General features: G+C 41.9%; 15 protein-coding genes. 5 read left to right on the plus strand and 10 right to left on the minus strand.

What is annotated here, in order from left to right; translation table 11 throughout:
* Window positions 1-67 precede the first annotated feature (67 nt).
* From JJ941_RS08895 to dtd, 5 genes are read right to left on the minus strand one after another with little or no spacing between them, the layout of a single operon-like run.
* Window positions 68-718 carry a nitroreductase family protein gene (locus JJ941_RS08895; protein ID WP_290963995.1) on the minus strand — a complete coding sequence of 217 codons (651 nt, stop codon included), beginning with the start codon at window positions 716-718 and terminating at the stop codon, window positions 68-70.
* 21 nt (window positions 719-739) lie between these two features.
* Complete coding sequence (locus JJ941_RS08900; protein WP_290963998.1) at window positions 740-2,302, minus strand: glycerol-3-phosphate dehydrogenase/oxidase; 1,563 nt, start codon at window positions 2,300-2,302, stop codon at window positions 740-742.
* Between the two features lie 12 nt (window positions 2,303-2,314).
* Entirely contained in the window at window positions 2,315-3,190 is an 876-nt protein-coding gene (locus tag JJ941_RS08905) for a patatin-like phospholipase family protein (RefSeq protein WP_290964001.1), read from the minus strand.
* Window positions 3,187-4,074 carry an alkaline phosphatase family protein gene (locus JJ941_RS08910; RefSeq protein ID WP_290964004.1) on the minus strand — a complete coding sequence of 296 codons (888 nt, stop codon included), beginning with the start codon at window positions 4,072-4,074 and terminating at the stop codon, window positions 3,187-3,189. The genes JJ941_RS08905 and JJ941_RS08910 overlap by 4 nt, the downstream gene beginning before the upstream one ends.
* Window positions 4,075-4,515, minus strand: coding sequence for a D-aminoacyl-tRNA deacylase (gene dtd / locus JJ941_RS08915; protein ID WP_290964007.1), 441 nt, complete (start codon window positions 4,513-4,515; stop codon window positions 4,075-4,077). It lies immediately after the preceding gene.
* A 441-nt stretch (window positions 4,516-4,956) separates the two neighbouring features.
* On the opposite strand from dtd, the gene JJ941_RS08920 reads away from it, so the two are divergent.
* From JJ941_RS08920 to JJ941_RS08940, 5 genes are all read left to right on the plus strand, one after another.
* On the plus strand, window positions 4,957-5,478 hold the full coding sequence (locus JJ941_RS08920) for a YfiT family bacillithiol transferase (protein ID WP_255134132.1): 522 nt from the start codon (window positions 4,957-4,959) through the stop codon (window positions 5,476-5,478).
* A 58-nt stretch (window positions 5,479-5,536) separates the two neighbouring features.
* The gene (gene purM, locus JJ941_RS08925; protein ID WP_290964013.1) at window positions 5,537-6,544 is read left to right on the plus strand and encodes a phosphoribosylformylglycinamidine cyclo-ligase; all 1,008 of its coding nucleotides are present in this window, start codon (window positions 5,537-5,539) and stop codon (window positions 6,542-6,544) included.
* A 52-nt stretch (window positions 6,545-6,596) separates the two neighbouring features.
* The gene (locus tag JJ941_RS08930; protein ID WP_290964016.1) at window positions 6,597-7,082 is read left to right on the plus strand and encodes a hypothetical protein; all 486 of its coding nucleotides are present in this window, start codon (window positions 6,597-6,599) and stop codon (window positions 7,080-7,082) included.
* Window positions 7,083-7,172: 90 nt separating this feature from the next.
* On the plus strand, window positions 7,173-8,447 hold the full coding sequence (locus JJ941_RS08935) for a YCF48-related protein (RefSeq protein ID WP_290964019.1): 1,275 nt from the start codon (window positions 7,173-7,175) through the stop codon (window positions 8,445-8,447).
* Between the two features lie 187 nt (window positions 8,448-8,634).
* Window positions 8,635-9,726 carry a DUF2914 domain-containing protein gene (locus JJ941_RS08940; protein ID WP_290964022.1) on the plus strand — a complete coding sequence of 364 codons (1,092 nt, stop codon included), beginning with the start codon at window positions 8,635-8,637 and terminating at the stop codon, window positions 9,724-9,726.
* 90 nt (window positions 9,727-9,816) lie between these two features.
* On the opposite strand, the gene JJ941_RS08945 is transcribed toward JJ941_RS08940, so the two are convergent.
* From JJ941_RS08945 to JJ941_RS08965, 5 genes are all read right to left on the minus strand, one after another.
* Entirely contained in the window at window positions 9,817-10,239 is a 423-nt protein-coding gene (locus tag JJ941_RS08945; RefSeq protein ID WP_255134123.1) for a substrate-binding domain-containing protein, read from the minus strand.
* Window positions 10,240-10,258: 19 nt separating this feature from the next.
* The gene (locus tag JJ941_RS08950; RefSeq protein ID WP_290964026.1) at window positions 10,259-11,506 is read right to left on the minus strand and encodes a hypothetical protein; all 1,248 of its coding nucleotides are present in this window, start codon (window positions 11,504-11,506) and stop codon (window positions 10,259-10,261) included.
* Between the two features lie 270 nt (window positions 11,507-11,776).
* On the minus strand, window positions 11,777-11,989 hold the full coding sequence (locus JJ941_RS08955) for a helix-turn-helix transcriptional regulator (protein ID WP_366069242.1): 213 nt from the start codon (window positions 11,987-11,989) through the stop codon (window positions 11,777-11,779).
* 1 nt (window position 11,990) lies between these two features.
* Window positions 11,991-12,215, minus strand: a complete 225-nt coding sequence (locus JJ941_RS08960) for a hypothetical protein (protein WP_290964029.1) — start codon at window positions 12,213-12,215, stop codon at window positions 11,991-11,993.
* 292 nt (window positions 12,216-12,507) lie between these two features.
* On the minus strand, window positions 12,508-12,729 hold the full coding sequence (locus JJ941_RS08965) for a DUF3820 family protein (RefSeq protein WP_290964032.1): 222 nt from the start codon (window positions 12,727-12,729) through the stop codon (window positions 12,508-12,510).
* Window positions 12,730-12,761: the final 32 nt, after the last annotated feature.

Consider the following 12,761-nt stretch of genomic DNA (forward strand, 5'->3'; position numbering starts at 1 on the left):
CTGACCTTGATTAAGGAAGAGTAAAGAATATCGAACATTCAATATTGAATATTCAATGTTCAATATTCTATAGCTTAACCCATTCCATGTAGTCTGTCAGGTTTCCTCTGGCGTCTGTGTTTTTGCCGGGTTTGGTTTGAACGGAATCGGGGTATTCGTCCGGGAATAAAAAGACGGCACCCAGCAAAATTTCCTGCTTGGGAATTCCTAAAAACTCCATCACTTTAGGTTTTCGCAAGCATCCTCCAGACGACCAGTAGTTGGTAATGCCTTTTGCCGTGGCTGCCAGAAGCAGGTTTTGAATGGCCGCTCCGGTGGCTGCAATGTGTTCCATGTTTTTCACGTTAGGATGAAATTTTCTGGACAAAGATCTTGGCCGCTCGGGCAGCCAGGTAGATAAGATCAATGCATCGGCTGCGGCTAGCATTTGCTTAATGCCATCGCTGGCTTTCATGGGCTCGTCCTTCTTCAGGCTTTTCAGTAAATGACGACAACTATCCCCATCCAATACGTGAAACCGCCACGGTTCCGCGCCGGTCAGCTTCTTTTTTTGATGACTTTCCGCACTTTGATAATGAAAGGGTGCCTGCCCGGCAAGCTCAATCAGCCGCTCGATGGTTTTGTTAAAATCTGCTCCTTTAGTAACCGGCAAAGGTTCATCCGGATTTGCCCTCAATTTCAGGGTCCGGCGTTTTTGTATGGCTTCTTCCGTATTCATTACTGCTTGTTCATTTTACAATCATTCCAGGATATAATTTTTCGCCACCTGCTTGTATTCCTTCACTTCCTGTTCCACCCAGCTTTCATCTTTGCCGAATTCCTGCGCCAACAGCCGGCCTACTTCAGGGGCCATTTCCACACTGGCTTTGGCATCCAGCAGCAGAGCTCTTGTCCGTCGTGAAAGTACATCTTCGATGGTTTGAGCCAGCTCATTACGCACCGCCCAAATCACCTCTGCTTTTATGTAGGGGAGATCGGGGTGAAGTTGTTCACCCAGTTCTTCATTTTCGTCAATCAGTTTTTGCAGGGCTACCTTATCCGATCCATATACAAACAGGTGATCCTTACGGTCCACATTCTTCAGCCAGCCGTGAATCCGAAGGTCTTTGGTCGGGCATTCTTTTACCTCTAAACCAGCTACCAACGCTGCCCGGTCGATAGTGTCCTCCGCCATCTTGCGGTACGTCGTCCATTTTCCACCGGCTATGGTTACCAGCCCCGATTCAGATACCTGCAGGTGATGACTTCTGGATATTTCAGAGGTCTTTTTAACATCCGGAGGTTTTACCAGGGGGCGTAAACCTGCAAACACACTTTTCACATCTTTACGGGATGGGTTTTTGGTGAGATACTGGGCAGCATGCCGTAATATAAATTCAATTTCCTCTTCGAGTGCCACTGGTTCCAGCGTGGGTTTTTTAATTGGGGTGTCAGTAGTACCCACAATCACCTTATTGTGCCACGGAACGGCAAACAAAACCCGACCGTCATCGGTATGGGGAACCATAATGGCCGACTCGCCCGGCAGAAAATCTTTATCCAGCACCAGATGAATTCCCTGGGCACACTGGATTATGTTCTCATGGTTCTGCTCATCCATTTTCACAATATGATCGGTGAAAATGCCCGTAGCATTGATCACCACCCGGGCATTAATTTCATGATCTTCCCCGTTCAGCATATCCCGGGCTTGGAGTCCTTCTATAAAACCCTTTCCATTTTTTTTAAGCCCCGTCACTTTCATGTAGTTCAGCGGATAGCCTCCTTCATCAGCAATCGTTTGGGCGAGATTTATGGAAAGGCGGGAGTCATCAAACTGGCCGTCATAATACATTACCCCACCGCGCAGATCTTTGGGCTCCAGCGTGGGGATTTTTTCCAGGGTTTTTTCTTTGGAGAGGTTTTCAGATTTCTTGATCCCAAGCTTTCCGGCCAGCGCATCATATACTTTCAACCCAACCCCATAAAACGGACCGTTCCACCATTCATAACTGGGCACTATAAAGGACTGATGGTTAACCAGGTGCGGGGCATTCTGAATAAGCAGTCCGCGCTCGTGCAGGGCTTCAATTACCAGCGAAACATCTCCCTGCTGCAAATACCGCACGCCGCCATGTACCAGCTTGGTACTACGACTGGATGTACCTTTAGCAAAATCATGCATTTCAAGAAGCAGCGTTTTATAACCGCGGGAAGCGGCATCAACGGCACACCCCAAACCGGTAGCCCCGCCACCGATCACCACTATATCCCAAAAGTCGTTGTAGTTCTTTATCTCCTTAAGAAATGCTGCTCTTTTCATTTATGCTCCCCTTTACTCATTCATGACTTTATTATACGATTCTCTGCCGACTTCCAATATTTCTTTGGCGTGATCAAAATCGAACATGCCGCTGGCATTTCGGGGTATTTCAATCAGCTTGTCTGGTTTATGGATATCGATCATCAGTTCGGTGAGCCGATCCTGGGTAAAACTGAAGGTGCTGTCCATGAGCTCAATGAGTGAAAAAGACTCTTCTTCCTGCTCTGTTTTTTGTTTCTTTTTCCGCTTTTCTCTTACCGCATCAGGCAACAGGTTCTCAAACCATTGTTGTACTTCCTGAATACGATCCGGGCCGGGTTTTCTGTCATATGCCGGATTGTACCTTCCGTTCAGGTTTACCGCTACAATGATAGCATCGTCCCGTTTTTCCACAAGATTTATGGGAAGGGGATTGAGCACGCCGCCATCTACCAACACCCGGCCGTTATCAACTACAGGAACAAAAAATCCCGGAATAGAAACGGAGGCTCTCAGTGCCTTATATAAATCTCCCGACTTAAAATGGACCTCCTCGTTGTTCTTCATGTCGGTGGCAACAGCCGTAAAGGGAATTTCAAAATCCTCAATACTGAATTTTCCGGTTACCTCCAGGTGCTTGGCAAAAAGCTTTTCTCCTTTTATAAATCCCTGCTTGGTGAAGGTGAAATCCAGCAGTTCAAAAACATCCCTGCGGGAAAGACTGGTGAGCCATTTTTTGTATTCCGGTAGCTGCCCCGCTGCATAGATACCCCCAACAACAGCACCCATTGAGCAGCCAATTACTTCGATGATTTCATATCCTTGTTTTTCCAGTTCCTCGATAACGGCAATATGAGCAATCCCGCGTGCACCGCCACTTCCTAAAACTAAATGGACTTTCTTCTTCATATTGATTTCAACATTATCTCTTTAACATCAGTGAGACTTTCTACCTGATCAAAATCTGCGCTGATTTCACCCAATATAAACAAGGGCACTTTATTTCGTGTATGTGTTTTTGTGGAGAGGTCTTCCAGGTTGCCATGATCACTGGTGATAACCAGGGTATCTGAGCTGCGCTTTTCTTTAATGATTTGCAGAAGAAACTCATCCAGCGGTTTCAGCACCCGTTCGGCATCTTCCGGGCTTTGGTTGTGGCCGGCTTTGTCGGTCAGGTAATATTCATAGAGCACCAGGTCATAATCAGGTACTACATTCAGCAGGCGATTTGCGGCCTCGTTTGGGGTGATTTTCGGGATATCAATGCCCAGTTTCTCACGCCAGGCATTTTGCACAATTTCAGCGGTAAGAGCAGTTTCATTCAGAACATCTTCGGTGGAATTCAGCTTCAGGTCTGCACTTTTGGTCATTAACGTCGTACAGCTCCATCGGTTTCTTTTTTGAGCATGCTCAAAAAAGATGGGCGGATAAGCGTTCATGAAATATGGTTTCTTGCCCATCTCCTTCACCCCATGAAAAACACTCTCTTTCTTTAGGAAAGGCTTGATCCCTGAGTGAGGGAAAGGACCAAAATGCTTTCCAATTTCTTTGGCAGCATTTCGTCCGGTAAAAAGAGCCGTTTGCCCGGTTCCGCTTTGGGGTAATCCTTCTACTCCCAAGTTGGCATCTATCGGTTTATAAAGATGATCTTTCTGCTGTACCGGCTTTGCTTCTTTGCTGAAATGACCATCGGTAAGAATTTCAAACGACTCATACCTGTTTTCAAAAAATGGATTAGAAGAATCTTTCTCACCAAGCCCAACTCCATCTATAAATATGAATATAACCGCCATTTATTTCTCCAGGATGATGGTTACCGGTCCGTCATTTTCCAGCTTCACATTCATCATGGCTCCGAATTCTCCGGTTTGGATGCCCAGGTCAGTATTGGTTTTAAACCATTCTATCATATCCTCATACATCGGTTGGGCTTTTTCGGGTCGCGCTGCTTCTATAAAGCTTGGCCTTGTGCCCTTGTCAGCATTGGCATATAAAGTGAATTGAGATACCACCAGAATACCGCCACCCACATCTTGTACCGAATGATTCATTTTTCCTTCTTCATCCTCAAAAATTCGTAGCTTGGCAATCTTGTTACACATCCACTCCAGTTGTTCATCGGTGTCGTCTTCGTGGATTCCAAGTAATACTAAAAGTCCCTGATCAATGGCCCCTGTTATTTCATTATCGACCATAACGGATGATGATTTCACGCGCTGAATAACTGCTTTCATAAACTGTGGATATGTGGATTACTATGTGGATTACTCATTAACAAAAGTTGGATAACTAAAATGCCGCAAAGTTGTACACAAGTTTCCACAATCAAACCGGATAATCAACATTCAAAAAGAATAACTTTTGGTGTTGACGGTTGTGAACACGGTTTTATGTAAAAAATATATGCGTATGTGAACAACAATTTCATAACCGGTTTAACTTATTGATTTTTATCAGCAGGTTTCCCACAAAAATATCCACATGTTTTTAAGGTGGCCGGTAAAATTCAGGATAAAAAAGTTATCCACTTATCCACAGTCTCTACTACTACTACAAAAACTATAAATCTCATACTTATTGTATTATGCTGTGGAAAAGAAAGCCAAAAAGTTCTTAAAACACTCTCTTAAAGATTCTATATTTAGATTGTTCTTTAAGCAATATATTCTTCCAAAATGAATAACCAATTTCCCATAGGTAAACCTTCTTTTTCTGAGGACTACACTCAGGAAGATCTGGATCAATGGCTTGATGATATTGCTTTATTGCCAGAGCGTATCCGAGAAGAAATTGATGGATGTTCGGATGATGTATTACTTACTCCGTATCGGGAGAACGGCTGGACAGTCAGGCAAGTAATCAGTCATTTGCTTGATAGTCATTTAAACACCATAGTTCGTTTAAAAACAGCCCTGACGGAAGATAACCCCACGATTCGACCTTACAAACAGGATGGATGGGCCCATGTAGATTTTCAGTTCGAAATTCCATTGGAACTCACGCTGGATATGCTTGAAAATACCCATGAAATGATAGTTCGTATTTATCAAAGCCTGAATGAAAACCAATGGGAGCGAACCTATACGAACCCAGAATCCGGAGAAACATTTACGCTGGCAAGATCTGCTTATCACTATGCCTGGCATTCCAATCATCATTTAGCACATATCCGATTGGTTACCCAAAGTGAGGAATGAGTAATACTTAACCTTTAGTGTTTTAGAGCCTTCATGGCAAATTCAAATAAACGATTACATGAGTGACAAGAAACAAATTACATACAAAGATTCCGGAGTAGATATCAAAGCCGGGGAAGAAATGGTAGAGTCCATTAAAGGCGTGGTTAAAGATACTCACGGACCGGAAGTGCTTTCTAACATTGGTGGCTTTGGAGGATTTTTTAAACCGGATTTAGGCTCTTACAAGAAACCGGTTTTTGTGAGTTCTGTTGATGGTGTAGGGACTAAACTCATTGTGGCTTTTAAAGCCGGTAAGTATGATACCGTTGGGCAGGATTTAGTAAATCACTGCGTAAATGACATTGCTGTTTGCGGAGCCAAGCCTTTATTCTTTCTGGATTATTTTTCGACCGGAAAGCTGGAGCAGCATGTAGGTGTGGATGTGGTAAAAGGATTTGCCAAAGCCTGCAAAGAAAATGGTGTAGCTCTGATTGGAGGTGAAACAGCCGAAATGCCGGATATTTACGATTCCGGTGAATTTGACCTGGCCGGCACTATCGTAGGTATCGTGGATGAAGACAAAGTGATCAATGGATCCGACATTGAAAAAGATGACGTACTGTTGGGCTTCAAAAGCACCGGGCTGCACACCAATGGATATTCTCTTGCCCGAAAAGTGCTTTTCAGTAAGTATAAAGTAGAAAACTATGTAGAAGAGTTGGGAAGTACGGTAGGGGATGAACTGCTCAAAGTTCACAAGTCCTATCTGCCATTAATTACTGAGTTGAAAGAAATGAACGGGGTGAATGGTTTCTCCCATATCACCGGCGGCGGAATTGTAGGGAACACCAAGCGTATTCTCCCGGAAGGACTCAAACTGGATATAAACTGGGACAGCTGGGAACGTCCTCCGGTATATAACCTGATCCAGGAAATCGGGAACGTACCGGAAGAGGATATGCAAGCTACCTTCAATTTAGGAATTGGACTGATTGCCGTGGTTTCTGAAGATCAGGTGGATGCTGTTACTAAAAGAGCGGAAAATTTGGGAGAAGAGGTTTTTAAGATTGGAACTGTGAGATAATAAATCGGTTAATGATTAGTTTAACTTAAAACGAACTATAGTTACCAACCTCATGAAAAAACTACTTTTACTATTTACTGTTGTACTCATTAGCGGGTGTTCCATATTTAATGCCGATTCAGACGGTAAAAGTTTTGAAGCGAATATAGGATCTAAATCCTTTTCAGCTGAGGCTCTTGCCTATCAGAATGATGTGGGAAATGCAGACATTGTTATCATTGGCAGAAAAGGAGAATGGGAAAATTCAGAAAACCTTGAGTTTTCTATTGTTGATTTTGATGGAAGCTTAGGTAAATACCAGGTTAGAAAACCTTCTTATTATTTTGTTACCGGTGGTGATGCTATCGGAACTTATGCCGGCCTTGATTACGATAGTGTGGTTCCCTCCGTCACGGTTACCAATTACAATACTTCATCTAATAAAATCAGGGGAAGTTTTAATTTTAGAGTGGTTGTAGAGCGTTCTTTCAACAGTTATGAACCGGGTGATGAGATTTCGATAAAGGGAAATTTTGAAGCAGAGGTGGCTCTGCCTTAAAAAAACCACTTATATTTCATTTCTAAGGCTGTTAAACTATTTGGCTGAATGTGCTGTTATTGAGAGAAGCCGATAAAAAATTCAGTCTGTATGAAAAAATTTCTGCTTTTCTTTTTATGTCTTTTCAGTACAAGCACAGCCTTTGCTCAATGGGAAGAGGTGTATAGAACTGATTCGTACGTTTTTGGCGGACTCTACTTTCTGGATGATGACCTGGGTTTTGCCCTTTACAACGGGTACGATCATTTCTACAAAACAAATGATGGCTTTGAGACCAGCGAATTTCTTCAAATACCGGAAGTATATAACATTGAAGAATTCACTTTTTATGATTCTTTAAACGGACTGGCTTTAGGCCCGGAAGACAATCTCCATAGAACCAAAGATGGGGGACAATCATGGTCGGTAGATCTGCTTGGGGTGGATGAGCCACTTTACCTGGAGTCTATGTTCACCATAGGCCGGGATACCATTTATGTGGGTGGTAGAAAATTACTGAGATCGACCAATGGTGGAGAATCGTGGGAAACCATAGCTGATTATAGCACTTTGTTCGGTAACCATGGAGAAACCATGTATGAGCGGGAAACCCTGATCGATTTCAAATTAGGGGGCGGACAGAGAAACTTGTTTATAACTAATTATTTTGTGTACAGAACTTCGGATGACGGCGAGAATTTAAATCCGCTTCCCCTTCCGGTAAAAGAGAAAAATATACTCTCCCATTATTTTGTGGATTCTTATATAGAGGGAAATTCGGTGTATGTTCTGTCAAATTCCCGCGGATATCCAAAAAAGCTTTTTAAGTCTCATGATTTAGGAAATACCTGGCAGGTTATCGAGCTCCCTCTTAATGATTATATATCCATTAATGGAATCAGTGAGGATACGGTATTTGTTTCCGGGGATAAGGGTGTGTTGCTGGAAACAACAAATGGATTTAACAGCTGGACCAAAACGGTTATCGACCCCGACACGCAAATTAATGATGTTCTTTTCACAAAAAATAAAACAGGGTACCTGGTTACCAATCAACGGATTTACAGAAACAACCGATTTAGAGTGATAACCTCTTCTGAGGATAAAGACCCAACCCAAGCTCACGGTATCAGTTTAGAACAGAACTATCCCAATCCTTTTAATCCTACCACAAATATTAGGTTTACTTTATTACAACCTTCCAGCGTTGTGATTTCTGTCTATAATATTCTGGGTAGAAAAGTGGATCAATTGTATAGCGGACTAAAATCGACAGGAAATCATACTATCACCTTCGATGCCTCCCAACTTTCCGGCGGTATCTACTTCTACGAGTTGAAAACATCCTCTTTTGTAGAAAGAAAAAAGATGACACTGATTAAGTAAAAAAAATAGGGAAAGCCAACTATCTTTGAACCACAATTTACGGGATAAAAGAATGACCAGGATTGTAAAGGTCAAATCAAGGTAATCTCATAATCCTTCTAATCATGGTTCAACATATTTTCTGATAAAAACATCCTTCTGCCCTATCTTAGATGTCAATTCTAAATGAAGTATTAATGCATCTTACATGATCAACAGGTTTCGGGATTTTGTGCGTGCTAACCAGCGGTATTTACCGGTGGTCTTTTTTATGGCCGGTTTTGTGTGGGATTCGCTGACTCTTGGACGAATTGATCGCTTATACGATCGCATCATTTTATGTACATACCTTAGTTCACTTACCGTTTGTCTGTACCTATTCAATCTTGCTGATGATGGAAAATGGGAAGGTACCTTTTTTGAGAAATATCAGGATTATCTGCCGTTAGCCATTCAGTTTTTTTTGGGAGGATTATGCAGCGCATACGTGATTTACTTTTCCCGAAGCGTATCCTTTTCCAAAACGGTCATTTTCTTCATCATCCTTGTGGTGTTGTTATTTGCAAATGAGTTGCTCAAGAAACGGATCTCTAACAAGTACCTTCAGTTCAGCGCGTACTTTTTTGTGAACTTTACCTTCTTCACCTTCTTTGTACCGATGGTAGTTGGAACCATAAATCAGTTTATTTTTATGCTGTCGGGTGCCATTAGTTTAGGGATCACGCTTGGGCTGATTATTTATATCTACAACGTCAGCCCATCAACCCGAAAAGAAATAAGTTTTGGTAAGATGCTGGGCTTCATTTTTGGAATATACCTGCTTATCCATACGTTTTACTTCTTCAACTTAATTCCTCCGGTTCCTCTTGCACTGGATGAAGGCTTGGTTGCTCATCATGTTGAGCGCAGCGATGACACGTATGTTGTGACCTATGAGCGTGAGCCCTGGTATAAAATCTGGAAGGATAACCGACATCAGTTTGAATATGAACCGGGATCTAATGTGTATGTATTTACGTCCATTTTTGCTCCATCTGATTTCAGAAAAGATGTATTGCACCGGTGGAAATGGTATAGTCCACATACCAATAATTGGGAAGTAATAGACGAAATCGGTTTCGAAATAACAGGCGGCCGGGATGAAGGATTTCGGGGATATACCTACAAGAATAAGATGATGGAAGGAGAGTGGAAGGTGGACGTAATCACCAAAGAAGGACTGGTACTGGGAATCATAAGTTTTGAAATAGATATTGATTCAACTGCCCAGCCTTACCGTTTATCCAGTCGAACTTTTTGAGCTTTGGATATAAAAAAAGCCGATTAATTTTATAACCGGCTTTTTCTTAATCGTAAAAGATAAGATCGTACTACTCTATTTTTATCAGGATTATTCGATGGTTAGAACCTTAACTCCGGATACATCCGCAGCTTCAGATACATAACCAACCGCATCCGGGTACGATTTCACAAAAGCAATTACATCAGCATCGCTTGATCTTTCCAAAGGTGCAGTTCCGGCACCTGAAAAGGCCGCTTGCTGCCAGTAACTTCGGATGGATCCGATACTCTGTCCGTGCACTTCCAAAGAAAAAGCAGCACGTGTTGTAGAACGGATACCCTGATCAACAGGTGTAATATCAGAACCACTATTCCATTTGGTTTTCTTCTTCAGAAAAATGTCTGAGAGGTCTTTTTTGGAAATGCTTTCGGTAGCATTCGCTTCGTTCACAATCACTTTAAAAGATTGCGCAGCCAGTTCACTCATTCCAAAAACAAGGAGGAGGACAGCTGTGATAAATATTTTTTTCATGGTGTTCATTTTTACTCCTTTAGAATGAATAGATTAAGGCAGCAACAAGTCCATTGATATTGCCGGACTTATGTTCGTAATGCACATACTCTAATTTTACAGTACGGGTAAAGCTGGGCTTGTAGTTAATCCCTGCAGAATATCTTTTGTACTTGGCGTCAGATGTATGTTGAAACTCGTACCGGGCATAAGGAATGAATTTATCTATGCGGTGACTTAACTGAATAAAACGTCCTTCTAATTCAACTTCACTTTCTGCCTGAAGCACGGTTGGGCTTCCTGCTCCTCCGGTAAAGTCATAAGCAATGGCATCCAGCTGTATATCACCGGTCCAATACTCTGCATTCACTTCGGTATTTCCGTATTTAAGTTTTGCATTATAACCCCATGTAGGTCGTTTAATGCCTGTAGGTGAGGTAATATTCATAGCCGGTGAGCCTGCACCTAATGCATTTTGGGGCAAGGTTATAGCAATAGGCATGGTTTCTTTTTTAGGATTAAAGAAGCCGGCACCTACTTCAACATAGCTTTCATAAGCTACACTGACTTTACCGCCAACGCCTACATTGTAAGATCCATTATAAGATTCACCAATGGTAAACTGGGAATTGATCTGAGCTTTGTAGTAAGGAACTTCCTGCCCAAAAAAGCTAATGGCTCCGGAAGGTTTCCAGGTTGAGTTGGTATATCCGCCTCCGAAAACATCGTATTTCAATTTAAATGATTCACCAAGTGAACCATTCAGAGAAATACCATCTATGTTCAGAGGAAAGTTTTCATTATTGGTAATAATGATTGGCAGAGTTGCACTGGTATTTACCGGTGCATAGTAGTAGGTGTTCATCGGACTTAATGGAGTCAGGAAACGTCCTACTTTAATTTTTAAAGCATCTGAGGTATTGAGTTCACCAAACGCTTCGTTGAGCATAAGGTCGAAGTCATATCCCGGACGGTAAACAAATACACTTTTAATACTGAAATTTGAAGTAGGCCGGTAGGTTACTAACATGCCTGCTTCAGATACGGCGGCACCGTAGCTTACTTCATAACCATCAAGGTCATCGAAATAATTAAACTCTGTGGAAATGTATCCTGTAATATTAGTTACCGGCTCCCAAAAGCCTTGTGTATAAGCGTTTTCCAAACCAACCACCAACACAAGAAAAGTTGCTAAAGCCGAAATTTTCATTTTTAACATGATGAATAAATTTATGTTTGTTGTATTGAACTCTTCTTTCGACTTATCCACATCAAAATCCGGGTTCATTTGTTAAGGGGCTTTTTTACCCCGATTCGAATTGTTTATCGACAGGAATGGATTATTCTTTATTGAACGGATGAGGGATTTCTTATCTGAGAAAGGCTTTTAGCTAAGGTGTTGTTTATTGAGGTATTGATGTATTGATGAGAAGACATAGCTCAGGAAGACCGGGGAAGGATCAGCATCATTATGAAAATAAAAGTTATCCACAGCTTATTGGATTGAGCGAGAAAAGCTGCGAATAAAAAAGCCTTATAATGAAAAAGTTGGTAGAACTTACATTTTATATTTGAATACCTCTTCCAAAGGTTTATCAAATACGGCCGCAATTTTAAAAGCCAGCTCTAAAGAAGGAGAGTATTTAGCGGCTTCTATGGCATTGATGGTCTGGCGCGTTACCCCGACTTTTTCCGCCAGTTCAGCCTGGGTCATTTCATCATGCATAAACCGAAGCTTTCGAATCTGATTTACAATTTGTCCGTCTTCCATATCAATAGCTCTTTCGATAGTAGTAAAGCATGGAGCTTCGCTTCACAATACTGGCTGTAAATAGAACCAGGAATAAGGCATGGAAAATCATGTTGGGCTGTCCAAGTAACAGGTAGTTGTTATCGCCCATGCCAATAAGATTGGAGAGTAACACCTGGAACAGAATAACAGCGATAGCTAAGATAAGGATAGGCTCTTTTATGGCCGATAGCTTCAATCTTTTCATCCCGTTCATCTTTGTTGACCTGGTTCTTACTTTCCGTCAGGTCTATTATAAATTCCACAATTACTGCAACCCAGAATACATTAAAGAAGATCTTAACAAACCGGTCGGAATAATCAGGAATCGTATCAGGCCAGCCAAAAACGAACATTACATAAAAGAATACAACGGATAGAGAGAATCCTAAAGAGGTCCACGATAAAATTTCTTGTTTTGACATAATAAATGGAGTTAGTTAGATGTCAAAAGTTCTTTACGTAGTGTAAAAAATATGTTACACACAAAATGAAATTTTTTATCGGTGTTGGCGGATAATAGGTTTAAGTACATCATCGAGCCCGTTTGTTTTAATCTCAAACATGGTGGCGAGATATTGCCCAAGCTGACCGTTGGGCCAGCCCTGGCGAGAAAACCACTCCAGATAGTGAACGGGAAGCTGCGTGATATACCGATCCTTGTATTGGCCGAAGGGCATTCGGGCCTGTACAAGTTTTATAAGAAAATCTCGCTGGTACATTGGTGTTTCAGGTTGGCTTGCATCACAAAATG

The organism is Gracilimonas sp., assembly GCF_017641085.1.
Classification (GTDB): domain Bacteria; phylum Bacteroidota; class Rhodothermia; order Balneolales; family Balneolaceae; genus Gracilimonas.

Coding starts and splice junctions, on each gene's coding strand:
- JJ941_RS08895 (WP_290963995.1), bottom strand. CDS start 718: ATGAATACGGAAGAAGCCATACAAAAACGCCGGACCCTGAAATTGAGG.
- JJ941_RS08900 (WP_290963998.1), bottom strand. CDS start 2,302: ATGAAAAGAGCAGCATTTCTTAAGGAGATAAAGAACTACAACGACTTT.
- JJ941_RS08905 (WP_290964001.1), bottom strand. CDS start 3,190: ATGAAGAAGAAAGTCCATTTAGTTTTAGGAAGTGGCGGTGCACGCGGG.
- JJ941_RS08910 (WP_290964004.1), bottom strand. CDS start 4,074: ATGGCGGTTATATTCATATTTATAGATGGAGTTGGGCTTGGTGAGAAA.
- dtd (WP_290964007.1), bottom strand. CDS start 4,515: ATGAAAGCAGTTATTCAGCGCGTGAAATCATCATCCGTTATGGTCGAT.
- JJ941_RS08920 (WP_255134132.1), top strand. CDS start 4,957: ATGAATAACCAATTTCCCATAGGTAAACCTTCTTTTTCTGAGGACTAC.
- purM (WP_290964013.1), top strand. CDS start 5,537: ATGAGTGACAAGAAACAAATTACATACAAAGATTCCGGAGTAGATATC.
- JJ941_RS08930 (WP_290964016.1), top strand. CDS start 6,597: ATGAAAAAACTACTTTTACTATTTACTGTTGTACTCATTAGCGGGTGT.
- JJ941_RS08935 (WP_290964019.1), top strand. CDS start 7,173: ATGAAAAAATTTCTGCTTTTCTTTTTATGTCTTTTCAGTACAAGCACA.
- JJ941_RS08940 (WP_290964022.1), top strand. CDS start 8,635: ATGATCAACAGGTTTCGGGATTTTGTGCGTGCTAACCAGCGGTATTTA.
- JJ941_RS08945 (WP_255134123.1), bottom strand. CDS start 10,239: ATGAAAAAAATATTTATCACAGCTGTCCTCCTCCTTGTTTTTGGAATG.
- JJ941_RS08950 (WP_290964026.1), bottom strand. CDS start 11,506: ATGAACCCGGATTTTGATGTGGATAAGTCGAAAGAAGAGTTCAATACA.
- JJ941_RS08955 (WP_366069242.1), bottom strand. CDS start 11,989: ATGGAAGACGGACAAATTGTAAATCAGATTCGAAAGCTTCGGTTTATG.
- JJ941_RS08960 (WP_290964029.1), bottom strand. CDS start 12,215: ATGAAAAGATTGAAGCTATCGGCCATAAAAGAGCCTATCCTTATCTTA.
- JJ941_RS08965 (WP_290964032.1), bottom strand. CDS start 12,729: ATGTACCAGCGAGATTTTCTTATAAAACTTGTACAGGCCCGAATGCCC.